General features: G+C 69.4%; 27 protein-coding genes. 7 read left to right on the top strand and 20 right to left on the bottom strand.

The genetic code is table 11. From position 1 onward, the window contains the following. Window positions 1-27: 27 nt before the first annotated feature. The 3 genes from ABLE43_RS08125 to ABLE43_RS08115 form a co-directional block, all read right to left on the bottom strand. Window positions 28-2160, bottom strand: a complete 2133-nt coding sequence (locus ABLE43_RS08125) for a GumC family protein (protein WP_348977989.1) — start codon at window positions 2158-2160, stop codon at window positions 28-30. A 76-nt stretch (window positions 2161-2236) separates the two neighbouring features. After that, window positions 2237-3544, bottom strand: a complete 1308-nt coding sequence (locus ABLE43_RS08120) for an outer membrane beta-barrel protein (protein WP_348977988.1) — start codon at window positions 3542-3544, stop codon at window positions 2237-2239. A gap of 55 nt (window positions 3545-3599) precedes the next feature. Further along, a complete protein-coding gene (locus tag ABLE43_RS08115; RefSeq protein ID WP_348977987.1) occupies window positions 3600-4175 on the bottom strand; it encodes a polysaccharide biosynthesis/export family protein in 576 nt (191 codons plus the stop codon). A gap of 167 nt (window positions 4176-4342) precedes the next feature. On the opposite strand from ABLE43_RS08115, the gene ABLE43_RS08110 reads away from it, so the two are divergent. Further along, window positions 4343-5473: an acyltransferase family protein gene (locus tag ABLE43_RS08110; RefSeq protein ID WP_348977986.1), complete on the top strand. Its 1131-nt coding sequence runs from the start codon at window positions 4343-4345 to the stop codon at window positions 5471-5473. On the opposite strand, the gene ABLE43_RS08105 is transcribed toward ABLE43_RS08110, so the two are convergent. After that, window positions 5454-5978, bottom strand: coding sequence for a glycosyltransferase (locus ABLE43_RS08105; RefSeq protein WP_348977985.1), 525 nt, complete (start codon window positions 5976-5978; stop codon window positions 5454-5456). The two genes, ABLE43_RS08110 and ABLE43_RS08105, sit on opposite strands and share 20 nt — an antisense overlap. Next, window positions 5975-6574, bottom strand: coding sequence for a glucuronosyltransferase (locus tag ABLE43_RS08100; RefSeq protein WP_348977984.1), 600 nt, complete (start codon window positions 6572-6574; stop codon window positions 5975-5977). The genes ABLE43_RS08105 and ABLE43_RS08100 overlap by 4 nt, the downstream gene beginning before the upstream one ends. Window positions 6575-6781: 207 nt before the next feature. Between ABLE43_RS08100 and ABLE43_RS08095 the strand changes: the two genes are divergently transcribed. Both ABLE43_RS08095 and ABLE43_RS08090 read left to right on the top strand, forming a co-directional pair. Further along, complete coding sequence (locus ABLE43_RS08095; protein WP_348977983.1) at window positions 6782-7507, top strand: metallophosphoesterase family protein; 726 nt, start codon at window positions 6782-6784, stop codon at window positions 7505-7507. Window positions 7508-7701: 194 nt separating this feature from the next. Further along, complete coding sequence (locus tag ABLE43_RS08090) at window positions 7702-7971, top strand: hypothetical protein (protein ID WP_348977982.1); 270 nt, start codon at window positions 7702-7704, stop codon at window positions 7969-7971. 232 nt (window positions 7972-8203) lie between these two features. Here the strand turns inward: ABLE43_RS08090 and pth are convergent, their stop codons facing one another. The 7 genes from pth to ABLE43_RS08055 all read right to left on the bottom strand — a co-directional run bounded on the left by pth (window position 8204) and on the right by ABLE43_RS08055 (window position 12041). Continuing rightward, on the bottom strand, window positions 8204-8770 hold the full coding sequence (gene pth, locus ABLE43_RS08085; protein ID WP_348977981.1) for an aminoacyl-tRNA hydrolase: 567 nt from the start codon (window positions 8768-8770) through the stop codon (window positions 8204-8206). Between the two features lie 85 nt (window positions 8771-8855). Further along, window positions 8856-9521 (bottom strand): 50S ribosomal protein L25/general stress protein Ctc, encoded by a 666-nt coding sequence (locus ABLE43_RS08080; RefSeq protein WP_348977980.1) that lies wholly within the window; start codon window positions 9519-9521, stop codon window positions 8856-8858. 252 nt (window positions 9522-9773) lie between these two features. Then, complete coding sequence (locus tag ABLE43_RS08075; protein WP_348977979.1) at window positions 9774-10628, bottom strand: TraB/GumN family protein; 855 nt, start codon at window positions 10626-10628, stop codon at window positions 9774-9776. Further along, complete coding sequence (locus tag ABLE43_RS08070; RefSeq protein ID WP_348977978.1) at window positions 10625-11077, bottom strand: hypothetical protein; 453 nt, start codon at window positions 11075-11077, stop codon at window positions 10625-10627. The genes ABLE43_RS08075 and ABLE43_RS08070 overlap by 4 nt, the downstream gene beginning before the upstream one ends. Next, window positions 11070-11270, bottom strand: coding sequence for a helix-turn-helix transcriptional regulator (locus ABLE43_RS08065; RefSeq protein ID WP_348977977.1), 201 nt, complete (start codon window positions 11268-11270; stop codon window positions 11070-11072). The genes ABLE43_RS08070 and ABLE43_RS08065 overlap by 8 nt, the downstream gene beginning before the upstream one ends. Beyond that, window positions 11267-11683 (bottom strand): hypothetical protein, encoded by a 417-nt coding sequence (locus tag ABLE43_RS08060; protein ID WP_348977976.1) that lies wholly within the window; start codon window positions 11681-11683, stop codon window positions 11267-11269. Before ABLE43_RS08060 ends, ABLE43_RS08065 begins: the two co-directional genes overlap by 4 nt. Window positions 11684-11837: 154 nt before the next feature. Continuing rightward, entirely contained in the window at window positions 11838-12041 is a 204-nt protein-coding gene (locus tag ABLE43_RS08055; protein WP_348977975.1) for a hypothetical protein, read from the bottom strand. A gap of 212 nt (window positions 12042-12253) precedes the next feature. On the opposite strand from ABLE43_RS08055, the gene ABLE43_RS08050 reads away from it, so the two are divergent. The 4 genes from ABLE43_RS08050 to ABLE43_RS08035 all read left to right on the top strand — a co-directional run bounded on the left by ABLE43_RS08050 (window position 12254) and on the right by ABLE43_RS08035 (window position 18313). Further along, a complete protein-coding gene (locus ABLE43_RS08050; protein WP_348978121.1) occupies window positions 12254-13120 on the top strand; it encodes a glycine--tRNA ligase subunit alpha in 867 nt (288 codons plus the stop codon). Beyond that, window positions 13117-15351 carry a glycine--tRNA ligase subunit beta gene (gene glyS / locus ABLE43_RS08045; RefSeq protein WP_348977974.1) on the top strand — a complete coding sequence of 745 codons (2235 nt, stop codon included), beginning with the start codon at window positions 13117-13119 and terminating at the stop codon, window positions 15349-15351. The genes ABLE43_RS08050 and glyS overlap by 4 nt, the downstream gene beginning before the upstream one ends. Window positions 15352-15461: 110 nt before the next feature. Continuing rightward, a complete protein-coding gene (gene ppdK / locus ABLE43_RS08040) occupies window positions 15462-18122 on the top strand; it encodes a pyruvate, phosphate dikinase (protein ID WP_348977973.1) in 2661 nt (886 codons plus the stop codon). Beyond that, a complete protein-coding gene (locus tag ABLE43_RS08035) occupies window positions 18119-18313 on the top strand; it encodes a hypothetical protein (protein ID WP_348977972.1) in 195 nt (64 codons plus the stop codon). Before ppdK ends, ABLE43_RS08035 begins: the two co-directional genes overlap by 4 nt. 213 nt (window positions 18314-18526) lie before the next feature. On the opposite strand, the gene ABLE43_RS08030 is transcribed toward ABLE43_RS08035, so the two are convergent. The 8 genes from ABLE43_RS08030 to ABLE43_RS07995 all read right to left on the bottom strand — a co-directional run bounded on the left by ABLE43_RS08030 (window position 18527) and on the right by ABLE43_RS07995 (window position 26438). Continuing rightward, window positions 18527-19069, bottom strand: coding sequence for a hypothetical protein (locus ABLE43_RS08030; protein WP_348977971.1), 543 nt, complete (start codon window positions 19067-19069; stop codon window positions 18527-18529). Between the two features lie 267 nt (window positions 19070-19336). Next, on the bottom strand, window positions 19337-20329 hold the full coding sequence (locus ABLE43_RS08025; RefSeq protein WP_348977970.1) for a type II secretion system F family protein: 993 nt from the start codon (window positions 20327-20329) through the stop codon (window positions 19337-19339). Window positions 20330-20333: 4 nt separating this feature from the next. Then, window positions 20334-21311 (bottom strand): type II secretion system F family protein, encoded by a 978-nt coding sequence (locus ABLE43_RS08020; protein WP_348977969.1) that lies wholly within the window; start codon window positions 21309-21311, stop codon window positions 20334-20336. Next, complete coding sequence (locus ABLE43_RS08015; RefSeq protein ID WP_348977968.1) at window positions 21308-22603, bottom strand: CpaE/TadZ family protein; 1296 nt, start codon at window positions 22601-22603, stop codon at window positions 21308-21310. The genes ABLE43_RS08020 and ABLE43_RS08015 overlap by 4 nt, the downstream gene beginning before the upstream one ends. Beyond that, a complete protein-coding gene (locus ABLE43_RS08010) occupies window positions 22603-23247 on the bottom strand; it encodes a CpaD family pilus assembly lipoprotein (RefSeq protein ID WP_348977967.1) in 645 nt (214 codons plus the stop codon). Before ABLE43_RS08010 ends, ABLE43_RS08015 begins: the two co-directional genes overlap by 1 nt. Before the next feature lie 11 nt (window positions 23248-23258). Next, window positions 23259-24869, bottom strand: a complete 1611-nt coding sequence (locus ABLE43_RS08005; protein ID WP_348977966.1) for a type II and III secretion system protein family protein — start codon at window positions 24867-24869, stop codon at window positions 23259-23261. After that, window positions 24869-25921 carry a Flp pilus assembly protein CpaB gene (gene cpaB, locus ABLE43_RS08000; protein ID WP_348977965.1) on the bottom strand — a complete coding sequence of 351 codons (1053 nt, stop codon included), beginning with the start codon at window positions 25919-25921 and terminating at the stop codon, window positions 24869-24871. The genes ABLE43_RS08005 and cpaB overlap by 1 nt, the downstream gene beginning before the upstream one ends. A gap of 49 nt (window positions 25922-25970) precedes the next feature. Next, on the bottom strand, window positions 25971-26438 hold the full coding sequence (locus tag ABLE43_RS07995) for an A24 family peptidase (RefSeq protein WP_425475240.1): 468 nt from the start codon (window positions 26436-26438) through the stop codon (window positions 25971-25973). Window positions 26439-26459 lie beyond the last annotated feature (21 nt).

The following is a 26459-nucleotide window of genomic DNA, read 5'->3' as shown; positions in this document are numbered from 1 at the left end:
CAGGGTCGCGCGCTCCCCGGTCCCGGATCAGGCGGTCTGATAGTAGGACGAATACTGCTTGGTGTAGTAATAATAGGCGCCCGCGGCCTTCGAGCTCTGGTCCACCATGGTGAACATCGCGCCCACCAGATTCGCACCGTCCGCCTTGAGGTGGTCGGCGGCGGCGATCACCGCGTCGCGCGGGGTCGTGTCCCACTTGATCGCGAGCACCACCGCATCGGCCAGCGCGGCGATGAAGCGACCGTCGGCCAGCCCGACCAGCGGCGGAAGATCGAGGATGATCGTGTCGTAGCGCTTGGACAGTTCGTCCAGCATCGTCTGCATCTGCCCGTCGCCGAACATGTTCTCGGAGCTGAAATAGGGCTTCTGCACGAGGATCTGGTCGAGATTCTCGACGCCGCTGGGATGGATCGCCTCGTCCAGCGTCACCTCGCCGTGCAGCACTTCCACGATGCCGGGGCCGCGGCTCGGCTCGTCGAGCAGGTTGCGCAGCATCGCGCGGCGGATGTCGGCATCGACCAGGATGGTGCGGTCGCCGCTGATCGCCATGGTCCGCGCAAGGCCGAGCGAGGTCGTCGTCTTGCCCTCCGACGGCAGCGCGGAGGTGAGCGCGATGATCTGCGGCCGGTCCTGCGCACGCACGCCGAGGATCGACGCGCGGGCGTTGCGCAGCGCCTCGGCGAACTGCGAGGTCGGCTTCTCGATCAGCAGGTCGGCGGGGCGGGTGTTCTTGCGCACGTTGGGGATGGCGGCGAGCAGCGGCACGCCGAGCTTCTCCTCCACTTCCTCGACGGTGCGCAGGCCCGACACCAGCAGTTCCTGGGTGGTGATCGTCGCGATGCCGATGGCGAGGCCGACGAGGAACGACACCGCGAACAGCAGCGGCTTGTTCGGCCAGCTGGGATTGCGCGGGGTCTGCGCCGCTTCGATGATCTGCGCCTGCGCGATCGAGTTCTGCGCGGCCTGACGGCTTTCGAGCGCCAGCTGCGACAGGCGGTCATAGGCGGCGTGCTTGCTGTCGGCGTCGCGCTGGAGGCTCGCGGCGATCACCGATGCGCGGGCGTTGGCGGCCTGCCGGTCCTCCAGCGCCTGCATCGAACGGCGCAGGCTGGCGGCGCGGGCCTCGGCGGCATCGGCGTCGGCACGCAGCGAGCCGACGACGCGGCGCGATTCCTCGGTGATCTGCTGGTCGATGCCCTTCAGCTGATCGCGCACCTTCAGATATTCGGGATGGCGGTTGCCGTAGCGGTTCTCCATCTCGGCGCTCGCCTGCAGCAGGATCGCGCGCTGGCGGCGCAGATCCTGGATCGTCGCCGAATTGCGCACGTCCGACACCGTATCGAGCGCGCCGCGCGCCACCTGCTGCTGCGCCGAGGTCTGCTTCGAGCGCGCTTCGGCCGCGATCGATTCGGCACCGGCAAGCTGCATCGAGAGCGGGCCGACCTGCTGGTCGGTGATCGTCCCCGAATTGTTCGACGCGCCGCGCACGATGCCCGCCTGCGCCTGATACTGCGCGACGCGCTCGTCGGCGGCGCGCACTTCGGCGACCAGCTCGGCCATGCGCGATTCGAACCACTTCGACTGGCGCTCGGCGGTGCCGATGCGGCTGCCGACCTTGCTGTCGAGATAGGCGGCGGCGATCGCGTTGGCGACCTTCGCCGCCAGCTGCGGGTCGGTCGAGCTGTAGCGGACCATGAGGATATAGGTCAGCTTGTCGCGCGACACCGAAATGCCGCCGCGCACGACGCCCGCGACCAGATCGACCTTTTCGGCATCGGAGATCGGGCCGTTCACCTCGGCGCGCTTCTGCCATACGCCGCGGAATTGCGGATGGTTGACCAGGTCGAGCCGGCGGACGACGTTGCGCACCAGGTCCATCGAGCCGAGGTTCGTCACCTCGGTCTCGATCGCCTCGCTGGCGAGCTGCGCGTTCGCCTCGCTCTGGTTGCGGGTCAGCGGGTTGCGCGACGGATCGATCTGGATCTTCGCCATGCCCTGGTAGGTCGGCGTGATCTGCAGCGTCAGGAAGATGCCGAGCGCGGTGACGGCGGCAGTGATGGCCGCCAGCACCAGCCAGCGGCGGCGCAGGACGTCCTTGACCGTGCGCACCACGTCGGCGAGGCGCGTCTCATACCCGGCGGCTACGTTGGAAACCTTCATTCTATGCCATTCCCCACCCGCGGTCCCGTCGGTCCCGCGCCATGCCCTGTACCATAGCACGAAAACGTGCCGTGCGTCACCGCCGTATCCGCATCGAAAGCTGCCCGCGCCATTCGGTCGCCCGGATGCTGAACGGCACCGCCCCGGACGGTGCCACCGCCGTGTACGACGTGGCGAGGCCGAAGCTGAGCGATCGCGTCATCTGGAACTGCCCCCGCACGTTCGCGAGCGTCACGTTGGTCAGCGCGTCGATATCGAAATAGCTGCGTTGCGTGCGCGACGCGCTGGCGCTGACGATCAGGTTGCGCAGCAGTTCATGGTCCGCGTCGATGCCGATGCGCTTGTCGATATAAGCGCTGCCGTTGCCGAGGTTCGCGTCCTGGATCTGCCGCTGGAGCGACAGGCCGACCGTGGTCAGTTCGGTCGGGAAGAAATCGACCCGGCCCTGCGCCGAAACGCCGCTCGCATCGCCGAACCGGTCCGACCGGTAGTTGCGATAGGTATAGCCGATGCCCAGCGCGCCGCGCATCAGTCCGGCGACGTCGAAGTTGACGCCCGCCAGCGCGATCGTACCGAGCGAATCGCGGTTGCGCACGCCGCCGACCAGCCGCGTGGGATAGCTGGTGTCGTCGACGATCATCTGGCCGTAGAAGGCGACCGTCGGCGTGACGCCATATTCCACGGTCGCGGTCGCGCGGTTGATCGTGCGGTCGCGCGTCGCCTGCGACCGGCGCCCGCCCGACAGCAGGCGCAGGTCGTCGAACTGGAACACATTCTGGTCGAGCAGGCCGGTGACGCGAATCCGCCCGCCCGTATAGATGCCGCGCAGCGACACCGCGCGGCGGTTGTAGTGCGAGAAATAGGTGTTGTTGACGACCACGTCGTCGGAGATCGGCGATTCGAACACGCGGCTGACCTGCGCGTCGGCGGCGGCGATCAGGCGGTTCGACACGTCCAGCCGCCCCTGGACGTTGACATAGCCCGCATCCTGGTTGCGCGCCGGATTGGCGGCATAACGCTGGAAATCGCCCGCCGCATCCAGCGCGATGCGGTGGCGCGACCAGTCGGACGCGGCGCGCAGCGTCGGCTGGTAGATGGTGTAGACGTCGGTCCGGCGATCGGCATCGAGCAGCAGGACGTTGCTGGTCACGCCGTTGATGACGGCCAGCGCCGGGTTGATGACGAACGATCCGACCTGCACCCCGATCGGGTCGAAGTCGGGACGCGCCCGTTCGGTCACGCTCTGGTTGCGGTCGCGGCTGAATTCGGGAAGCACGACCGTGCGGATCAGCGTCGGGTTGAGCTGCGCATGGGCGACGCCGCCCGCCAGCAGCGCGGGGCCGGAACATGCGGCGGCGGCGAGATGCCGTCCGGCGATCCTCATCGCCGGACCCCTTCAGGCTGACGGCGGCGGCGCGCGGCGGGGCGCATCACGCCGCTCAGAAATAACGCTCGGCGAGGCGGATGGTGTCGCCCGGCCAGACCCGGAGGTTCGGGGTCAGCTCGTAGCGCAGTTCGGCCTGTTCGCCGAAGCGGCGGATATAGACCCACGACCGGCGCGCGCGCGGGGTGAACCCCTGCGCCGTCGCGACCGCGTTCAGCACGGTCAGCCCGCTGACATAGGGATATTCGCCCGGCGAGCGGACTTCGCCGAGGATGAAGAACGGGCGGTAGTTGATCACCTCCATCGCCACGCGGGGCGAGCGGAGATAGCCGTCGGCCAGCATGCCCTGCACGATCGCCGAGACGTCGCCGGTGGTCTTGCCCAGCACCTGGACGTTGCCGATCAGCGGCAGCGACAGGTTGCCGTCGGTCCCGACCGCGAACTCGCCCGACAGCGTCGGTTCGTTGAACACGGTCACGCGCACCTTGTCGCCCGCGCCCAGCGGATAGGCTTCCGCCGGGGTGGCGTCGGCGAGATAGCGATCACCGGTCGAGATCGGCGGCGTTTCGGATCGCGAGCAACCGACAAGCGCCAGCGCCACGCACACGCCAAGAACCGCCTTTTTTCTCACGCCCACCGCCCTGTTGTCTGAATCCCAACATGTGCCCTGTATCGGCGCGGCTCGGATTTTACAAGAACGCGACTTGCGCTAGACGCGCTATTACGCGGGATCGACGTTAGTCTTACGGATGATTTGCGCCGTCGGTCGGCATGACCGGCGGAACTGGGGCGGGGTAGATGGTTCAGGCGGAACGCGGCGCGCGGCCACCGATTCTCGACGGCGTGCAATATCTGCGCGGACTGGCGGCGCTGCTGGTCGTCGTCGGCCACGGCAACGGGATGATGGGATTCCCGCAATATTTCGGCGCGATGGCGATGCGTTCGGTGCAGGAGGCGGCGAGCTTCGGCGTCGCGGTGTTCTTCGTCATCAGCGGGTTCATCATCGTCACCACCTCGCTCGACCCCGCCGGACGGCCGAGCGTCACCCGCGGCGAGTTCCTGCGCCGCCGGGCGGTGCGCATCCTGCCGTTCCTGTGGCTGTGCACCATCGGCTACAACCTGCTCAGCTGGGCGGGGACCGGCGTGTTCGACTGGGCGGCGACGCTGCGCACGCTGCTGATCTCGCCGGTCGGCGAACTGAAGCCCAATGTCGCATGGTCGCTGCGCCACGAACTGCTGTTCTACCTGCTGTTCGCGCTGCTGATGCTGGGCGACGGGCGGCGGCGCTGGCTGTTGTGGCTGTGGATCGCGATCGTGCCGCCGCTGTTCCTGCTCGTCTATACCCTGGGCGTCATCCCCGAACGCCCCGATGACCCCGGCTTCATGCTGTTCCGCGTGACGTTGATGGGCAGCGAGATCGGCGCGCATCTGCAATTCGGGGTCGGGATGGCGCTGGGCCTGCTCCATCGCCGCAAACCATGGGGCGCGCGGATCGGGGCCAATGCGATGCTGGTCGCCCTGCTGGCCGGTGCGGCGCTGGTGGTGCTGCTGCCGCACGAACTGGGGCTGGTCCGGCTGCTGTCGTGGAGCGCCGCCGCCGGGGGCATCGTGACGCTGGCGATCGTCGCCCGGCCATGGGGCGGGCCGGCGGGGCGGGGGGCGATACTGCTCGGCAACGCCTCTTTCGCCGTCTATCTCGTCCACAATCCGGTGCTGCTGGTGCTGTTCGAGGCGTCGCGTCGCGCCGGATTGCGACCGGAGGGGGCGGCGATGCTCGGCCTCGCCCTCGGCGGCTGCGTGCTGGTCGCGCTGGTCGCGGGCGCGATCGTCCATCGCATGGTCGAGCGGCCGCTGATCCGTGCGATCGACCGGCGGACCCGCCCGCCGCGACCCCGCCCGGCGGTGCCGCTTATCGCAGATGGCGCCTGATCCGCCGGAACAGCGACGGCGGGTTCGGCGTATCGCGCAGCCACGCCGCCAGCGCGTCGGTGAAGTCGTGCGGCGCCGTCTCGCCCAGGATCGGGCGGGCGACCAGCGTGTCGGCGCGGTCGAGCAGCGGCGCGATCGCATCCTCGTCCTCGGCGGCATAGACGCCGGGCAGTTGCGCGAAATGGCGGATGGTCGAGCCCTGGTGCCCGTTGCGATGCTCCCCGCGCCGGTGATCGCGCGCCAGGACGATGATCGGCTTGCCCAGTTCCATCGCGGTGATGATCGATCCCATGCCCGCATGGCTGATCATCAGCGAACATTGCGCCTGCAACGCCCGGAACCGGTCCTGCTCCATGAAATCGAAGGTACGGATCGCGAGCGGGCGATAGGTCGACGGGCCGACCTGCGCGACCACATCGTCGCGCCCCGCCGCCACCGCCCATGCGTCTACCGCCCGGACCAGCCGGTCGAACGGCAACTGTGTGCCGACGGACAGCAGGATCACAATATCTGCCCGAAGTAGCGCAGATGCCCATAGCGATGGGTCAGGTGCTCCCACTGCGTCAGCCGCAGGTCGGCGAAGGGGCGGATCGCCCGGCCCGACATCGACAGTTCGTCGCCGTTGGCGATGCTGTCGATCCAGATCGTCCGCGCGCCCAGCAGCTTGGCCGCGACCAGCGCGATGGCGCCCGGCGCCGCCCCGGTCGATACGACCACCTCGGGCCGTTCGCGCCGGACGATGCGCCATATCTCGAACGCGGTGCGTACCATGGCGGGCAGCGTGTCGCGCGAGCTGTCGCGGATGCACTGCACCGGCGCATCGCCGACGGGCGCGGTCATGCCGGGCGCCGTGCTGACGAAGCGGCAGTCGCACCCGGCGAAGGCGGAACTCAACCGGGAGAGTTCGATCCAGTGGCCGCCCGCCGACGCCACCAGCATCACGCGCGGCCGCACCGCCGCCGCGCCGACCGGGCCGTTGCGCGGACGGATCATGCGGCCGACCGGCGCGCGCGCCTCGCCCATCGCGTCGACGCGATGCCACGCGACCGCACCGGCCCCCCGACCGGTGTCGCCTGCCTCAGGCGCGATATGACCGGCCATCGTGCACCATCAGATCCGTCGCGCCTTCCTGCTGCGAATACACCGGCTGCTTCCATGGCGGAACGCATGCAGGAAACCGATGTCGGCCGCGCATGCGAAGCCCCCGCTTCCCGCGCATTGACCGCTCCGTCTTCCCCGGCATAGACGCGATCCGTGTCTTTCCCCCAAAAGAACGCCTAAAGTCACGCTATATCGGGATCGGCCGTCTTGCCAAGCACGGATTCAGGTGAACGCATCTACGCGGTCGGTGATATTCACGGACGATATGATCTGTTGCGGCAGATGATCGACCGCATCGGCGAACATTCGGCGACGCTGCCGCCCCCGCGATCGCTGCATATCGTGTTCATCGGCGACCTGATCGACCGCGGGCGCCAGAGCGCGCAGGTGCTGGAGTTCCTCCACGACCTGCAGACGCGCAGCGATCGGGTGATCGTGCTGCTGGGCAATCACGAGGAGGCGATGCTGCGCGCGCTCGACGGCGATGTCGCCACGCTGCGCGGGTGGATGGGGGTCGGCGGGCGCGAGACGCTGGAGAGCTTCGGCATCGCGCCGCTGGAGGAGGGGGAGGATGTCCGCGACTTCCTGCGCCGGATGCGCGCGGCGATCCCGCGCCGCTGGGTGCAATGGCTGCAACGCCTGCCGCTGACCGCGCGTTCAGGCGATTACTTCTTCTGTCACGCCGGGATACGGCCGGGCGTGCCGCTCCGGCGGCAGGCGCGCGAGGACCTGTTGTGGATTCGCGACGACTTCCTCGAGGACGAACGCGCGCACGGTGCGGTCATCGTCCATGGCCACAGTATCGAGCCGAGCGTGCAGTTGCGCGCCAACCGCATCGGCATCGACACCGGGGCCTATCGCACCGGCGTGCTCTCGGCGGTCTATCTGGAGGGGGAGCGCAGCGAGGTGCTGTCGGTGCGTGCCCCGCAATAGCCCGGCGGCGCACGGAGCGATTCGCGCGGCACCGCGTCGGCGATTCGGTTGTCGGTTCCATTACTTGCGGTCGTCTTGGCCGATGCTTGGCGGGCGGGATTCCGCCGGTTGACGCAGGCGGGGCCGTGCGCTAACAACGGGCAGGATTTTTCGCGCTGCAACATGATTGCCGCGCTCGCTGACGGGAGGCAAGTATGCTGAAGAAGAGTGCGCTCGCCATCGCGCTTGCGGGTTATGTCATGGTCGGTGCCACTGCCGCTTCCGCCGGCCAGCGCGCCTCGGCGTCGGCCTTTCCGGTCGCCACCGCGCCGGTGAAGGCGATCGCCGCCCCGGCCAAGCGCCGTGTCGCCAAGGACGCCGAACTGGCCGCCGGGCTTTCGCTGCCGATCATCATCGGCGGTATCGCGCTGATTTCGCTGGTCATCGTGGCCGCGAGCGGCGGCAGCGATTCGAGCCCGAACTAAGCGGTCCTGCGGGGGCGGTCCCCGCGACGACCGGATGGATGGAAGGCACCGGGGCGGCTTCGCTCCGGTGCCTTTTTTCTTTGCGGGCAGAGCGGGTGGCGAGGGGCAGCGCACCGGTCGAGGCGATGCGCATCCGGTCCGGGGCGACAGGGTGCGCCCGGCACGGCGTCGGCGGCCACAATCCGCGTTCCGGTCGTCGGACGCGCCTCGCCGCGCCGTCCTCCGCCGGACGTCAGCCCATCCGGCGCGCGACCTCGTTCATGAAGCGCACGTCGTCCCCCGCCGCCAGCCACGGCGCTTCGGCGGCGACCGCGCCCAGCAGGTCGGTCAGATCCTCCAGCTCGGCCTTGGCGAAATTGCCGAGGACATGGGGCGTCACCCTGTCCTTGTGCCCCGGATGGCCGATGCCAAGGCGCACCCGGCGGAAATCCGCACCGATATGCTGGTCGGTCGAGCGCAGGCCGTTGTGCCCGGCATGGCCGCCGCCGGTCTTCACCTTCAGCTTGAACGGGGCGAGGTCCAGCTCGTCGTGGAACACGGTCACGTCGGCGGCAGCGAGCTTGTAGAAGCGCATCGCTTCCCCCACCGCGCGACCGCTGTCGTTCATGAAGGTGCCGGGCTTCAGCAGCAGCAGCTTCTCCGGTCCGATCCGCCCTTCCTGCACCCAGCCCTGGAAGGCGCGCTTCGGCGCGGCGAAGCCATGGACCTCGGCGATGGCGTCCACCGCCATGAAGCCGATATTGTGCCGGTGCATCGCATATTGCGGCCCCGGATTGCCGAGCCCCACCCAGAGTTGCATCGCTCAAGCTCCTGAAAAGCAAAGGGAGCAGGCAGCCGTCTTTCGGCCGCCCGCTCCCCCAACAAGCCGGTCAAGACAGGGCGGATCAGCCCTCGGCCTTGTCCTCGCCTTCGGCCTCGGCAGCCGCGTCGGCCGACTGCGCCTCGGCGACTTCGGCGTCGAGCGCCTCGTCCTCGGCGGTCAGCGTGGTCGGCGGGGTGATCGTCGCGACGGTCACCGCGTCCTCGGCGGTCGCCTCGGCGCCCTCGGGCAGCGTCACGTCCGACAGGTGGATCGATTCGCCCACTTCGCGACCGGTCAGGTCGACGACGATCTCGCTCGGGATGTTCGATGCGTCGACGGTCAGTTCGATCTCATGCGCCACGACGTTGAGCACGCCGCCGTCGCGCTTGATGCCCGGCGCGTCGTCTTCGTTCACGAACGTCACCGGCACGGCGACCGTGACGGTCGCGTTCTTGGCGATGCGCAGGAAGTCGACGTGGATCGGCTGGTCGGTGACGACGTCGAACGCGACGTCCTTGGCCAGCGTGCGCACCTTCTTGCCGCCGACATCGACCATGATGACGGAGTTCATGAAGTGGCCGGTCATGAGCTGCTTCATCAGCTCACGGGCGTTCAGATGGATCCCCTGCGGGTCCTTCTTGTCGCCATAGATCACGGCGGGGACGCGGCCGTCACGACGCAGGGCACGGGAGGCTCCCTTGCCAACCCGGTCGCGCGTCTCGGCCGACAGGTGCAGCGTGTCGCTCATCTTGTCTTCCTTGAGATACGAGGTTTCCATATTTGGCCGGGCCGGACCTCCAGGGATGACCCCGGCACACGGACAAGCGCGGGCGGTTAGGGGAAATCCCCGCAAAAGGCAAGCTGCGCCGAAGTTGGCGAAGGTTGCGCGGAACAGGCGTGCACGGTGCAGGGAGCGATACGCCCGCCGGGCGGTGCGGGAGAAGGATAGCAGGGGCGGCAGGTGCAGGGCAGCGGTTTGTAAAAACCCTTGCCCCTCTAGCTATTGCACCCGCCGGACCGACCATCCCGCCGCCGCGAGCCGCGCGGGCACGCCGCCGGTGCCGAGCAGATGGCCCGCGCCGATCGCCACGAACAGCGTGTCGCCCAGTCGCGCCCGACCCGCGATATCGGCGGCGAAGGCGGCGTTGCGGCGATCGAGCAGCGCCGCGCGCACCTCCGGCCCGCCTGCCGCCATGTCGCGTTCCAGCAGCGCGTGGAGCGCGGGCACGTCCGCGCGGCCCCATGCCGCGGTCAGCCGGTCCATCGTCGCCGCCGTGTCGCCCGACAACGCCTGCGCCAGCATCCGCCGCTGGACGGGGAGGGGCAGGCGGGCGAACGCGGCGAGCTGCGACCGCTGCGTCTCGAGGCCGATCACCGGCGTGCCCGCGCGCGCCGCTTCGCGCGCCAGCAGCGTCTCGGGGGCGGGGGCAGGGGTATAGCCCGCCCGCGCCAGCGCCGCGCCGCCGAGCGTGGTGGCGGCGACCCACGGGTCCTGCCCGTCGAACGCGCCGGGCGGGAAGCCGAGCGCCGCGCTCCGTGCCGCCACCGCGCGGCGCAGCGGTTCGGGCAGCGGCTGCGGCCGGGGCGGGGCGAGCGCGGCCAGCGTCGCGGCGGTCTGCGCCGGGGTCGGCGCGACCAGTTCGAGCAGCAGCGCGTCGCTCGCGTCGAACGCCTTCGCCACCCGCCCGGTCAGCCACGGCGTACCCGGACGGAGCTGATGCACCGTGCCGAACAGCCACAGCGTCGCGCCGTTCGCTCGCGCCACCCACAGTGCCGGATGCAGCGGCGGCGGCGCGGCCAGCGGGCTGGCCAGCGCGAGCCAGCCGAGCAGCGAGGCGAGCGCGCGCAGGATCATCCGCGCAGGCGCTGGACCAGCCGTACCCCGATCAGCGTCGCGGCGGCGAGCCCCCAGCCGAGCATCGCCGGGTTGGCGAGGCCGAGCGGGGCCTGCGCCAGCGACAGCACCGGCAGGGCCGTCAGCGCGACCAGCCCGGCCAGCGCCATCGCCGCGTTGATCCGGCTGCGCTCCACCTCGTCCGAATTGCGCCACAGCCGGTATTGCACGGCGGTCGCGACCAGCATCGCCAGCGCCATGCCGACATAGCCGATGTGCGCCCGGCTGTCGGTGCCGCCCGCCGGACCATGCACGCCGGTATAGCCGTCCATGATCCCGAGCAGGAAGGCGGCCAGCAGCGGCGCGAGCACCGCCGCCGCAGCCGCCAGCGCCACCCATTTCCACCGCCGCCGCCGGGCGGCGCGCTCGCGGGCGGTGCCCCAATTCTCAACCCCCGAATGCTCAACCATGGTCATCATCCTCGAATATCGCCTCGATCGGCAGGGCGAACAAGCGGCTCATGCGAAAGGCGAGCGGGAGCGAGGGGTCGTGCTTGCCCGTCTCGATCGCGTTCACCGCCTGGCGCGACACGTCGAGCCGCCCGGCCAGTTCGGCCTGGCTCCAGTCGCGTTCGGCGCGCAGCACCTTCAGCCGGTTCTTCATGACAGGCGGGGCCTTGCGAACACCGCCAGCCCGGTGAACAGCGCAACGATCCAGACCAGCATGACGCTGTTGATCGTGCCGACGAAGATCGCGGGCGGCACGAACAGCCCCAGCAGCAGCCCGCTGGCGGCGAAGCCGTCGATCAGGCGGCGGCGTTCCACCTCGTCGCTGCTCCGGTGCAGCCGGTAGACGCCGGTCAGCGCGACCGCGATGACGATCGCCCAATAGGCGAGCGGCAGCCACAGCGGGAAGCGCCCGTCGGTCGTGGTGCCGCCCGTCGCGACATAGCGCCGCGCGGCGAAATCGAGCGCGAAGGGCGAGGCGATCAGGACGGCGGCGATCCCCGCGATCCAGCGGACGCGGGCGCGCTGGCGGGCGGCGGCGCGGTGTTCGCCCCAATGGGTGTCGGGCATGGGTGGGTTCCTTTGGTTGGTTTCGTCATTCCGGCCTGCGCCGGGGCGGCGGTGGGGGCTGGGTATGTGGGCGACTGCCGCCCCGTCATTCCCGCCTACGCGGGAAGGACGGCGGGGGCGTCAGGGCCTGTACGGGACGGACGGACAGGGCGTTTCACCGCCACGACAGCGAGATCGCCGCGTCGCCCAGCTTCGCGGCGAAGGCGAAGCCCTCGCCCGTTTCGACCGCGACCGGCATGGCCACGGTGACGACGCGGGGCAGGTCGAGCTTCACCCCCTGGAACACGATCAGCATGAACAGGCCGATTCCCAACAGGCCCGGCCCCTTGCGCGCTTCGCGATGCGTCATCTTCCCCATGGCTATCTCCTGTCGTCCCTGACTGACACTATGTCGTGTATACCTGACAATAGATCGACCAATTCGCACCTATTGTCAACACTACCTGACATAATATCACTCATACGCGACAGGCGGCTCGCTTGACCCCGCAGGCCACGCGGCGCTAGGCGGGCGGCATCCGTCCTCCAATGCGACAAGGCACGATGTCCGCCCCGCTCAGCTTCCAGAAGATGATCCTGACGCTCCACGATTACTGGAGCGATCGGGGCTGCGTGATCCTGCAACCCTATGACATGCGCATGGGGGCGGGGACGTTCCACCCGGCGACGACGCTGAAGGCGCTGGGGCCGGAGCCATGGAACGCCGCCTTCGTCCAGCCGTGCCGCCGCCCGACCGACGGGCGCTATGGCGAGAATCCGAACCGGCTCCAGCATTACTACCAGTATCAGGTGATCCTGAAGCCTTCGCCGCCGGACCTGCAGGAACTGTATCTCGGCAGCCTCGCCGCGATCGGGATCGACTTCACGCACCACGACATCCGCTTCGTCGAGGACGACTGGGAATCACCGACGCTGGGCGCATGGGGGCTCGGCTGGGAAGTGTGGTGCGACGGGATGGAAGTCACCCAGTTCACCTATTTCCAGCAGATGGGCGGGTTCGACTGCAAGCCGGTGGCGGGCGAGCTGACCTACGGTCTCGAACGGCTCGCGATGTATATCCAGGACAAGGACAGCGTGTACGACCTGGCGTTCAACGACGCGGGCGTGACCTATGGCGACGTGTTCCTCGAGAACGAGCGGCAGATGTCGAAGTGGAACTTCGAGGTCGCCGAGACGGACGCGCTGTTCGACCTGTTCCGCAAGGCGGCGGCGGAGTGCGAGAATGCGCTGGCGGCGGACGTGCCGATCGCGGCCTATGAACAGGCGATCGAGGCGAGTCATATCTTCAACCTGCTGGGCGCGCGCGGCGTGATCTCGGTCGCGGAGCGGCAGGCCTATATCGCCCGCGTGCGCGATCTGGCGAAGGCCAGTTGCGAGAAGTGGATCGAGACGCAGACGCCCCAGTGGCAGGCGAAGTTTCCGGGGTGGGTGGCATGAGCGATTTCCTGCTGGAGCTGCGCTCCGAAGAGATTCCGGCGCGGATGCAGGCGAAGGCGCGCGAGGACCTGTCGCGGCTGTTCGTCGCCGAACTGGGCAAGGCGGGGATCGCCGCGCCGACGATCACCACCTATGCGACGCCGCGGCGGCTGGTGCTGATCGCGCACGATCTGCCGGAAGCGACCGCGCCGGTGCGCGAGGAGGTGAAGGGACCGCGCGCCTCCGCCCCCGCTCAAGCGCTGGAAGGGTTCCTGCGCAAGACCGGGCTGACCCGCGAGGCGCTGACCGAGCGCGACGGCGTGCTCTTCGCCGTGACCGAGGTGCCGGGGCGCGAGACGGCGGCGGTGCTGGCCGCGGCGATCCCCGCGATCGTGCGCGCGTTTCCCTGGCCCAAGTCGATGCGCTGGGGTGCGGCCTCGCTCAGCACCGAATCCCCCCGCTGGGTGCGGCCGTTGCAGGGGATCGTCGCGCTGTTCGGCGATACGATCGTGCCGTGCGAGGTCGCAGGCGTGACGAGCGGCGCGACGACGCTCGGCCATCGCTTCCATCATCCCGGACCGATCACCATCGGCTCGGCCGGGGATTATGTCGAGAAGCTGCGCGCGTGTCATGTGATCGTCGATCAGGACGAGCGCGCGGCGATCATCGTGGTCGGCGCCAAGATGGCGGCGCGCGGTGCCGGACTGGAGCTGGTCGAGGATCAGGGGCTGCTAGCGGAGAATGCCGGGCTGACCGAATGGCCGGTGCCGCTGATCGGGCGGTTCGACGAAGCCTATCTGGCGGTCCCGCCCGAGGTGATCCAGCTGACCGCGCGGGTGAACCAGAAATATTTCGTGTGCCGCGATTCCGACGGCGTGTTGGCCAACGCCTTCGTATGCACCGCGAACATCGATGCGGCGGACGGCGGCGAACGCATCGTCGCGGGCAATGCCAAGGTGCTGGCGGCGCGGCTGTCGGACGCGAAGTTCTTCTACGAGACGGACCTGAAGACGCCGCTGGATGCGCTGCTGCCGAAGCTCGACAAGATCGTGTTCCACGAGAAGCTGGGCACCGTCGCCGACAAGGTGGAGCGGGTGGCGAAGCTGGCGCGGTGGCTGGTCGAGAGCGGTGTGATCCTCCCCGGCACGGGGAGGGGGACCGCCAGCGAAGCTGGTGGTGGAGGGGGAGCGCCACAGGCGGTTTTGCCCGTGGCGCCCCCCCTCCACCATCCTGCGGATGGTCCCCCTCCCCGTGCCGGGGAGGAGCGTTCGCTCGCCGACATGGCGGAGCGCGCCGCGCGGCTGGCCAAGGCCGATCTCGTCACCGGCATGGTCGGCGAGTTTCCCGAATTGCAGGGGCTGATGGGCGGCTATTACGCCGCAATGCAGGGCGAACCGCGCGAAGTCGCCGAGGCGGTGCGCGATCACTACAAGCCGGTCGGGCAGGGGGATGCGGTGCCGACCGCGCCGGTGACGGTCGCGGTGGCGCTGGCGGACAAGCTGGACAGCATCACCCAGTTCTTCGCGGTCGGTCTGAAGCCGAGCGGGTCGAAGGACCCGTTCGCGCTGCGGCGCTCGGCGCTGGGCATCCTGTCGCTGGTGCTCGACAACGGCCTGCGGATGCCGATCGGCGCGATCGCGGGCGGAACGCAGGAAGTGACCGACTTCTTCGCCGACCGCCTGAAAGTCCAGCAGCGCGAGGCGGGCGTCCGCCACGACCTGATCGACGCCGTCTTCGCACTAGGCGGCGAGGACGACCTCGTCCGCCTCCTCGCCCGCGTCCATGCGCTCCAGCGCTTCGTCACGACCGAGGACGGCGCGAACCTGCTCGCCGGGTACAAGCGTGCCGCCAACATCCTGAAGAAGGAGGCGCCGGTCGCACAGGCCCATCCGCCCGAGACCGGCGAGGAAGACCCGCTGGTGCTGGTGGAAGACCCCGACTTCGCGCCCGTGGTCGCCGAGTTCGTGGCGACCGAGCGCGAGGCGCAGGGCTATGTGCAGGAACCCGCCGAGGCCGCGCTGATCGCCGCGCTCGACGCCGCCGAGCCGCGGGCGGCGCAGGCGATCGCGGCGGAGCGGTTCGAGGAGGCGATGGCGGCGCTCGCCACGCTGCGCGCGCCGATCGATGCCTTCTTCACCGACGTCACCGTCAACGACGCCGATCCGCACAAGCGCACGGCACGCCTCGCGCTGCTGGCCCGGGTGCGTGATGCAGTGCACAAGGTTGCCGATTTCGCGAAGATCGAGGGATGACCTGACGGTTTAACCCGTTTAACGGAAGGCAAACGTCTTTCAGGCGCGAATCACGATTCCCCGCCACGGGCCCGGCCCGCGAGCGGTCAGCATGAGGATTGCACGGCAGCATGACGCAATATGTCTATCGCTTCGGTGGCGGGGTTTCGGACGGGGGATCGGGCGACAAGACGCTCTTGGGCGGCAAGGGCGCGAACCTCGCGGAAATGGCATCGATCGGCCTGCCGGTGCCGCCGGGCTTCACCATCGCGACGACCATGTGCACCCGCTATTACGAGGAGGGCCAGTCCTTCCCCGACTCCTTGCGCGAGGAAGTCGCGAACGGCATCGCGCATATCGAGGGGATCACGGGCAAGCGCTTCGGCGATGAATCCGATCCGCTGCTCGTGTCGGTCCGCTCGGGCGCGCGGGTGTCGATGCCGGGCATGATGGACACGGTGCTGAACCTTGGCCTCAACGACGCCACGGTCGAGGGGCTGGCGCAGGTGTCGGACGACCCGCGCTTCGCATGGGACAGCTATCGCCGCTTCATCCAGATGTATTCGGACGTGGTGCTCGAACTCGACCATGGCCGGTTCGAGGAAGCGCTGGAGATCGCCAAGGAAGACCGCGGCTATTATCTCGACACCGACCTGACCGCCGACGACTGGCGCGCGCTGGTGGTGGAGTACAAGGCGATCGTGCAGGAGCTGTGGGGCAAGCCGTTCCCGCAGGACGTGCACGACCAGCTGTGGGGCGCGATCGGCGCGGTGTTCGGATCGTGGCAGGCGGACCGCGCCAAGGTCTATCGCCGGTTGAACGACATTCCCGCGACCTGGGGCACCGCCGTCAACGTGCAGGCGATGGTGTTCGGCAACATGGGCGACACCTCGGCCACCGGCGTCGCCTTCACCCGCGATCCGTCGAAGGGCGACAACGCCTATTACGGCGAGTTCCTGATCAACGCGCAGGGCGAGGACGTGGTGGCGGGCATCCGCACCCCGCAGTATCTGACCAAGGCGGCGCGCGAGGCGGCCAACGCCAAGCCGCTGTCGATGGAAGAGGCGATGCCCGAGGCCTACGCCGAACTGGCCGCCGTGTTCGACCGGCTGGAGCGGCATTACCGCGACATGCAGGACATCGAGTTCACGGTGCAGCAGGGCAAGCTGTGGATGCTCCAGACCCGATCGGGCAAGCGCACCGCCAAGGCCGCGCTCAAGATCGCGGTCGACATGGCCGAGGAAGGCCTCATCAGCCGCGAGGAGGCGATCGCGCGGGTCGATCCGCAGGCGCTGGACCAGCTGCTCCACCCGACGCTGGACCCCAAGGCGGCGCGCGACGTGCTGACCAAGGGGCTGCCCGCATCGCCGGGCGCCGCCAGCGGCATCGCGGTGTTCGACAGCGACACCGCCGAGCGCCGGTCGAACGCCGGGGACGCGGTGATCCTGATCCGCACCGAAACCAGCCCCGAGGATATCCACGGCATGCACGCGGCCCGCGGGATTCTCACCGCGCGCGGCGGCATGACCAGCCACGCCGCCGTCGTGGCGCGCGGCATGGGCCGCCCCTGTGTGTCGGGCGCGGGCAGCATCTCGATCGATGCCAGGGCGGGCGTGATGAAGGTCGGGGCCCGCGAGATCCGCGAGGGCGATATCGTCACCATCGACGGCGCGACCGGCGAGGTGATGGCGGGCGCCGTCGCGACGGTGCAGCCCGAACTGGCGGGCGATTTCGGCACGCTGATGGAATGGGCCGACGGGGTGCGCCGCCTGAAGGTGCGCGCCAATGCCGAAACCCCGCTCGACTGCCGCACCGCGCGCGATTTCGGCGCGGAGGGCATCGGCCTGTGCCGTACCGAGCATATGTTCTTCGAGCAGTCGCGGATCACCGCGGTGCGCCAGATGATCCTCGCGGAGGACGAGGCGGGGCGGCGCGCGGCGCTGGAGAAGCTGCTGCCCGAACAGCGCAGCGACTTCGTCGAAATCTTCGAGGTGATGGTCGGGCTGCCCTGCACCATCCGCCTGCTCGATCCGCCGCTGCACGAGTTTCTGCCGCATGCCGAGGCCGAGTTCGCCGAAGTGGCGCAGGCGGCGGGCATCGAGGTCGAGAAGCTGAAGCGCCGCGCGGCCGAGCTGCACGAGTTCAACCCGATGCTCGGCCATCGCGGGTGCCGTCTGGGCGTCACCTATCCCGAAATCTACGAGATGCAGGCGCGCGCGATCTTCGAGGCGGCGGTGATCGTCGCCGAGAAATCGGGCGAGGCCCCGATCCCCGAGGTCATGATCCCGCTGGTCGCGACCAAGCGCGAGCTGGAGCTGATGAAGGCGGTGGTCGACAAGGCGGCGCAGGCGGTGTTCGCCGACAAGGGGCGCCGAATCGACTATCTGGTCGGCACGATGATCGAACTGCCGCGCGCCGCGCTGAAGGCGGGCGAGATCGCCGAGGCCGGGCAGTTCTTCTCGTTCGGCACCAACGATCTGACCCAGACGACGCTGGGCGTCAGCCGCGACGACGCGAGCCGGTTCCTCGGGGCCTATGTCGAACAGGGCATCTATGCCCGCGACCCGTTCGTGTCGCTGGACGTGGACGGGGTGGGCGAGCTGGTCGAACTGGCCGCCGAGCGCGGGCGCAAGACGCGGAGCGACATCAAGCTCGGCATCTGCGGCGAACATGGCGGCGACCCGGCGTCGATCGCCTTCTGCGAGAAGGTCGGGCTCGATTACGTCTCGGCCAGCCCGTATCGCGTGCCGATCGCCCGGCTGGCGGCGGCGCAGGCGGCGCTCGCCAAATGAGCGGCGGTTCCGCCCGGGTGACGAAGGACGGGTTCGATGCGATCGGCCCGTTCCACCCCGCCTTCGTATGGGGCGCGGTGATCGTGTTCGACCTGATCGTCATCCTCGCGCTCCTGCTGGCGGTCGCGAAGATCGGCGACAAGGTGGAGGATGTGGTGGCCCCCGGCGGGACGGAGTGGATTACATTTTAGGGGTGCTCTCGATCCGGCGCATCGAGCCCCGGATTGCCGATTTGTTCGTCGCTCCCGCGCAGGCGGGAGCCCATATGCGCCGGTGTAACGGCTCCTTCGCCGACCGTTGCGGTTATGGATTCCCGCCTGCGCGGGAATGACGAACGTGACGAGGCGATGCCGACCGTCGATCGCGCACAGGGTCCGCGCGGAGGCTGACCACGACGGCGTTGCCTATCCCCAGCGCCCGCGATGATCGTCATCGCGACCCTCGCGCAGCATCGCCGCCTGTTCGCGCCAGCCTTCGCGGTCGATCGTGCCGGGGCGCAGGCGCAGGTCTTCCTCCAGCGCGCGCTCGTCGGCCTCGCTCAGATTCTCGATCGCGCGATAGGTCTTGATCCCGCGCTGGCCCAGCGCCGCCTCGAGGTCGGGATCGATGCCGCGGATGCGCGAGAGATTGTCGCGGCCCCAGCCGAAGAAGCCGCTGCCGTGGCTGCTGCCCGTCGCGGCGGCGGCGGTGGCGGTCGCGGCGGCAGGCGTCAGCGTGCTGCGTTCCCTAGTCAGCCGGTCGCGTTCGGCCTCCAGTTCGGCGACGCGCGCCTCGCGGGTCTTGAGGTCGGCGGCGACTTCGGCGCGATAGGCCTTGTGCGCGGCTTCCTCGTCGCGGAAGCGCTGCTTCCACTTCCTGCCGCCCGACGAGGAGGCGAGGCCGAGCAGCCAGCCGCCGAGCAGCAGCAGGGCGAGGACCGCGAATTGGGTGGGCGTCTGGAACAGCATGGCATCGCTCCCCGATTATTGCGGGGGTAGAACGGCGCAGGGGGCGGCGGCGTTCCCGGAGGAGTGACTCTCCCCTTCCCCGGACAAGGATTCCCCTGCGAAAGTTCAAGGTCAGCGCTTGATTCTGCCGTACCCCCGCGCAGGCGGGGGTCCAGAGCCAAGTAAAACAGCGGCTTGCGTCTGCGGCTCCTGGACCCCCGCCTGCGCGGGGGTACGGAGAAGGACTTTCGCAGCGAAACCCTGGCCAAGGAAGGGGAGCAGTCGCCCCTACATCAGCGCGTCCTTGATGCTGCACGCCGCAGGCCCGAGGATCACGACGAACAGCGTCGGCAGGATGAACAGGATCAGCGGCACGGTCATGATCGCGGGCAGGCGCGCGGCCTTTTCCTCGGCGCGCATCATGCGTTCGTTGCGGAATTCGGCCGACAGCACGCGCAGCGCCGATGCGAGCGGGGTGCCGTATTTCTCGGTCTGGATCATCGTGGTCACGACGCCGCGCACCGCATCGAGGTTGATGCGCACCGCCAGATTCTCGAACGCCTGCCGCCGCTCGGTCAGGAAGCCCAGCTCGATCGCGGTCAGGGTGAATTCCTCGCCCAGCTCCGGATAGGCGCGGCCCAGCTCGCGCGCCACGCGGTGGAAGGCGGCATCGACGGTCAGCCCCGCCTCGGCACAGATCACCAGCAGGTCGAGCGCGTCGGGCAGCCCTTTACGGATCGCGTCCGATCGCTTGGTGATCCTGTTCTTCAGATACAGGTCGGGCGCCTTGTAGCTGAGCAGGAAGGTGCCCGCGACGATCATGTAGCACTGGAACGGCCCGTAATCGGCGAACGTCTCCGTGCCATAGACGATATAGACCATCGGCAGCCCGAGCAGGATCGGCAGCACCAGCCGCCCGAAGATGACCGCGACCGCCCAGTCCTTCGACCGGATGCCCGCCTGAAGCAGCTTGACCTGCGCGGCCTTGACCTGTTCGTCCTGCAGCACCTTCAGCGAGGTGAGCAGTTCGCGGATGCGGTCGGTCGCCTCGTTCTTCTGCACCAGCTTGGCGCGGCGCTTGCTGGTCGAGGCGGTGATGCCCGCCTTCAGCTGTTCGCGGCGGTCGTTGAGCGCCTTCACCCGCCGCTGCATCGGATCGCGCACCGAGGTGGCGGCATGGAGCGCGACCATCACCGCCAGCGCGGCGATCGCCGACAGCAAGGTCGCGACCATCGTCACGTCGACGCCGAGCAGGGTGGGGCCGTTCGGGTTGCTCAGCATCGCATCAGATCTCGAAATTGACCATCTTGGCCATGATGAACACGCCGATCCCCATCCACAGCAGCCCGCCCATCCCCGCCACCATCAGCCGCGGATCGATGAAGAAGGTCTGCATGTAATCGCCGTTGATCATCCAGATCAGCCCGAAGACGATGAACGGGAGCGATCCGACGATATAGGCCGATGCCTTGGATTCGGACGACATCGCCTTGATCTTCAGCTTCATCTGCGACCGCTTGCGCAGCACGTCGGCCAGATTGGCGAGCGTTTCGGCAAGGTTGCCGCCGGTCTCGCGCTGGATGGCGATGGTGATGACGAAGAACTGGAACTCGGGCGTGCCCAGCCGGTCGCCGGTTTCCTGAAGCGCGGCATCGAGCGTGCGGCCGATCTTCATCCGGTCGTTGATCGCGCGGAACTCCTCGCCCACCGGCCCGTCGATCTCCGCGCCTACCACGCCCATCGTCTCGGTGATCGGCAGGCCGGAGCGCAGGCCGCGCACCAGCAGCTCGATCGCGTCGGGGAATTTGGCGGTGAAGCGCGCCACCCGGCGCTTGACGAAATGGCCGACGACCATGTGCGGCAGCCCCGCGCCCACCGCCAGCCCCATGCACAGCGCCAGCAGCAGCGGCATGCCCTTGAACAGCAGGAAGCCCGCGGTCCCGACGAACAGCAGCGCGCAGGCGATGCCGTACTGGCCGATCGTCCATTCCTTGCCGGTCTTCACCAGCCGCAGGCGGAGCTGTTCGACATTGGGGAGCAGGCGGGCGGCGGTCCGGTCCGCCTTGCTGGCGCGGTTGCCGCCGATGCGGCGGAGCTGCGCGTCCATCGCCGCGCTGCCGGCGGCGCCGCTGTGCCGTTCGCGCACCGCCTGCAACCGGCGCGCGCGCGGGCGGGCGGTGGCCGGGCCGGACAGGGCGACCGCGATCAGCAGCAGCGTGAGCGATCCTCCCGCCGCCGTCAGCAGGACCGGCAGCAGGTTCATCCGGCGGTCGCCTTCGCCTTCGTCTTGCCGGGCAACTTCGCGCGCAGCCCCGCCAGCTTGCCGAGCAGCGAGGTGCCGCCCGCCCCGGCGGCTGCGGCGGGCGCATCGGCCTCCGCCTCCGCCAGCGCGCACAGCCGGGTGGCCAGCGCGAGGAGCGGCTGCACCGTCTTGCTGCCCTTGCCCGCCTCGGCCAGCGGCTTGCCGAGCTTGGCGGCCTGTGCGGCGAGCTTGGCGTCGAGCGGGAGGCAGAAATCGATCTTGCGTTCGATCGAGCCCTCGAAATCCTTGCGGCTGATCTCCAGCACCGCGGCGGGCGGCACGCGGTTGGCGACGAAGAACACGGTCGCCTGCGGTGCGTTGCTGCGGAACCACGACAGCAGCCGGATCGCGTCGCGCGCCGCCGCCAGCGTCAGTTCGGTGACGATCACCGCCGCCTGTACGTCCGCCAGCAGGTGCGGATGCGCGACCAGCATGCCGCGCGGCAGATCGACGACGGTGCACTCGAACGCGGCGCGCATCTCCTCCTGCAACTGGTAGAAGGCGGCGCCGTCGCTCAGCACCGGCTGGTTGATCGGCGCTTCGGCGGACAGCACCGACAGCCGGTCGCCCGCGCGCACCATCGCGCGTTCGATGAACAGCCCGTCGATGCGGCTGGGGTTGTCGATCGCATCGGTCAGCCCGCGCCCCGGCTCCACGTCGAGGGTCAGCGCGGCGGTGCCGAAATGCACGTCGAGGTCGAGCAGCGCGGTGGTGCGCTTCTCGCGCTCGCCCAGCAGCCATGCCAGCGAGGCGGCGACCGTGGACGTGCCCGCCCCGCCGCGCGTGCCGACCACCGCGACCGCGCAGTGCGGGCGGGCGACGACCGGATCGGCGGCGCGCGGGGCGTTGAGCAGCGCCAGCCCCTGTGCCACCGCGTCGCGTACCATGTCGGGGTTGAGCGGCTTGGGAAGGTAATCGTGGATGCCGCTGGCGATCAGGTCGCGGTAGAGGCGCACGTCGTTGACCTGCCCCGCCGCGATCACGACGGTACCGGGTTCGCACACCTCCGCCAGGCTGTTGATGTCGTTCAGCGGATCGCCCGATTCGGACAGGTCGACGAACAGGATCTGCGGGCTGGCCGACACCGACAGCGCCTGCACCGCCGCGCGCAGCCCGCCGCGCTGGACCTTTTCGGTCGGCCAGCCGTGTTCGCCCGCCAGCCCGCGCAGCACGTCGAGCGAATATTCGTCGCAGGCGAAGGCGATGAACGGATCGCGGCTGCCCGCCTTGGGGGATGGGAACGGCGCGTTCATCACTTGCCGCTCCCGCCCGGCGCGCTGCCGACGCCGCCGCTGATCTGCCCGCCGTTGCCGCTGGGGGGCGCGCGGCGCAGCGCCCCGATCGCGCGGGTGCCGATGTCGGTATCCGACGTGGCGCGATTGGCCTGTCCCAGCACGAGGTCGCCCGGCGCCGCGACCATCGCCGCGAGGTTGCTGTTGGTGGCGCAGCCGAAGTCGGACGAGGTGTGCGCCTCGAAATTCGGCTGGTAGAGCCGCGAGCGGTCGGGGCAGCCGGGCACCGCGGCGAGCATCCGGGTGACGACGACGCGGACCGTGCCGGGGGCGATCGCGCCGGGGGTGGGCGGCACCGCATCGGCGAGCATCAGTCCCATCGGGGCGATCACGCCCGCGATCTCCGCCCGCGCCGCGCCGCCGCCGTCGCCGCCGTCGTCCACGCCGACCGCATCGCCGTAGCGCAGCCGAAGCGCGTCGAGCCAGCCGGTCAGCCGCGCCGCCTCGCCGGGGTTCAGCCCTTGGGGGGAGGCGGCGAGGTCCATGGCATAGGCGGTGCGCGACACGACCGGCTGGTGCACCGATTCGACACCGCGGTTCTGCGTGCCGGTGCACGCGGCGAGCAGCAGGCCGGTGCCGATGAGGAGGGTACGGGCGGGGATCATGCGGATTTCCCTCACGGGTTGCTGAAGCCGGGGGCGGCGGCGGGTGGCTGGCGGTCGCGCCTGCGCGGCGGCGGGGCGACCGCGACCGGCGCGGCGATGCCCACGGCGGGCGTGGCGGCGGGGGCGGGGGCCATGGTCGGCACCGGGCGCGCCGTCTCCCGGCCAGCACCCTGCAACTGGCCGAGCAGCACGCGCTCCACGTCGCTCGGCGTCTTGTAGCTGTCGGTCGGCAGCGCGATCTGCGACTGGCTGTCGACCGGCTTCACCAGATAGGGGGTGATGACGATGACCAGTTCGGTCTCGTTGCGGGTGAAGCCGTTCGACCGGAACAGCGATCCGATGATCGGCAGGTCGCCGAGGCCGGGGGCCTTTTCGATCGAATTGTCGTGGCTGTTCTGGAGCAGGCCGCCGATCACGATGCTCTGCCCGGACCCCAGTTCGACCGTCGTCTCGACCCGGCGGGTCGACAGCGCGGGAATGGTGGTGCCGTTCAGCTGCACCGATCCGGCGGCGGTCAGCTGCGACACCTCCGGGCGGACCCGCATCGAGATGCGCCCGTCGGCGAGGACCGTCGGCGTATAGGCGAGGCTGACGCCGTACTGCTTGTATTCGACCGACACCGCGCCCAGCCCCTGGCTGATCGGGATCGGTATCTCCCCGCCCGCGAGGAACGATCCGGTCTCGCCCGACAAGGCGGTGAGGTTGGGATTGGCGAGCGTCGTCACCTGTCCCACCCGTTCGCCGAGGTCGAGTGCGCTCAGCACGTCGAGCCCGAGCAGGCGGCCGCCCAGCCCCAGCGTGCTGCCGAGGCCCGACTGGGGGGCGAAGCTGTAGATTTTCTCGCCGGGAATCGAGCCGTCCTCGTTGACGATGCCCGAGCCGATCTGGCCGGGTGCGCGCTGGATATTGCCCTGACGGCCCTGCGCGATGCCGAAGCGGAAGCCGCTCGTATTGTCGCGCGTGGTCAGGTTGACGCCGATGTTCTTGACGAAGCTGCGGCTGACCTCGGCGACGCGGACCTGCAGGTTGACCTGCAGCGGGGTCGCCATCTTCAACCGGTTGATGACGCCGATCTTGAGCGGGGTCGCCGGATCGTTGACCGCGACGCCCGGATTGAGCAGCGAGAGCACCAGCCGCTCGGCCTGCGCGCTGTCGGCGGGGGAGGCGACCGTGCCGTTGATGACCGCGATCTGCCCCACCGTCGTCACGCGGACGTCGGCTTCGGGCAGGGCTGCCTTCAGCATCCGGTCGATGCCGGTGATGTTCTGCCCGACGCGGACGTTGGTGGCATAGACGACCTGCCCGGCGGTGTTGGTCGCGAAGATCGTCGCCTCGCCGTCCGCCTTGCCGAACAGGTGGATCTGGCGCGGATTGCCGACATAGACGTCGGCGACCGCCGGGTTCGACACCCACACGTCGGCGACCGTGGCGGGCAATGTCACCAGCTCGCCCTGCCCGATCGACAGCTGCACCTCGCTCGACGGGCGCATCGTGCCCGCGCGCGGCGTGCCGATCCGCGCGGCGCGGGCGGCGCGGACTTCCGGCGCGGCGGCGGCGGGCGGCACGGCAAGGGCGATGGCGAGGGCGCTGCCCAGCGCGCGCCGGAGATGGATCGGCCGCATCAGTTGTTCCCCCCGACCGAAACGTCGGTCACGCTGTTGCCGCGGGTGATCCGCACCACCGGGCCGCGCGGCGCGGGCGGGGGGCTGCTGGCGTTGCTTTCGGAGACGGTCGCGGCGGGCATGACGCTGGCGACCTCTCCGCCGCCGCCGCCGCCCGATCCGCGTCCGGGCACGGTGCTGCGCTGGAACCGCGATACGTCGGCCCCGGTCGAAAAGGTCGACGGGCCGTCGATCGGGCGGGCGGCAAGGCGTTCGAGCGCCGCCTTTTCCGCCTTGGGATCGGCATTGTCGGGGAGCGTCACGTCGCCGCTGGCGATCGCTTCCTCCAGTTCGGAACGGTTGTCGGCGATCGAGCGCAGCGACAGCGACAGCGTGCCGACGGTCTGGGCCACCGCGATCTTCTCGGCGATGCGCGGCGTGGCCTCGACGGTCACGGTCGAATAGTTGGAGACGACGGTCTTGCCCTGTTCGTCGGTGTCCTTGTCGGTGCGCTGGTCGGTGGCGAGCACGCGCAGGTTGCGCAGGAACGTCTCCGACGCCTTGAGCGGCGGGCCGTCGCCGCCGCCCGCCACCGTCTGCGTCAGTACCAGGTCGACGCGGTCGCCGGGAAAGACGAAGCCCGCCACCGCGCTCTGCGCCGATACCGGCACCGTCACCGCGCGCATGCCGGGGCCTAGCGCGGCGGCAAGGAACCCGCGGTCGCCGGGCTTGACCAGCGACCCTTGCGTGATCGGCTGCCCGGCGGGAATGTCGAAGCGGACGACCGTGCCGACGAGGTTGCGCGATTCGGCGGCGGATTCGAGGTAATAGGCGTTCTCGACCAGTTCCTTGGGCCATGGCTGAAACCGCAGCGCGCCCGCATCGATGATCGTGCCGACCGGCAGCGCGCGGGTCGCGACCAGCACGCGGGGGCCGTCGACCGGCGCGGGCATCGCGACATTGGCGGCGGCGACCGGCGTGGCGCTGCCGGTCATCAGCGCGCGGGCCATGAACGCGGTCAGCCCCGCGACCACCAGCGCCCCTACCAGCAGGATCAGTTTACGTGCGTCCATGACGTCGGTGGTCTTTCGATTCTCGGGCGGTGCCTTGTGGCGTTAAGCATCATGCCGAAGGGGTTAAGATCGGGTTGGCGAGCGCCAGCATCCCCGCTGCGGCGATCGCGACGCCGTACGGAATCTCGGCCACGTCGCCCGCGCGGGTGCGACGGCGCTCGATCAGGAACAGGATGGTGATGCCGCCACCGATCAGCGCCATCGCCATCAGCATCGCCAGCACCGCGCCGGGCGGCAGCCACAGCGCCAGCGCGCCGATCATCTTCACGTCGCCCCCGCCCATCTGCCCGAGGCAGAACGCACCGAAGAACAGCGCGAAGACGATCAGCGCGACTCCGGCCTGCACCGCCATCGCAGGTGGGGAAAGGCCGATCGCCCACCACCATGCCGGGGCGAGCAGCGCGATGGCGATGTTCTTGCCGTCCGCGATCTCGCGCGTGCGCGCATCCTCTATGCCCGCCGCCAGCAACAGCAGCAGCAGCGTGCCCGTCAACAGGGGAATAACCATGTCCGCCATGGCCAAACCCCTAGACGCGAG

This window comes from Sphingomonas silueang (genome assembly GCF_040049155.1).
In the GTDB taxonomy this organism is placed as follows: domain Bacteria; phylum Pseudomonadota; class Alphaproteobacteria; order Sphingomonadales; family Sphingomonadaceae; genus Sphingomonas; species Sphingomonas silueang.
Note: the sequence above shows the minus strand (reverse complement) of the source record. Positions and strands in the feature narration are given on the sequence as shown.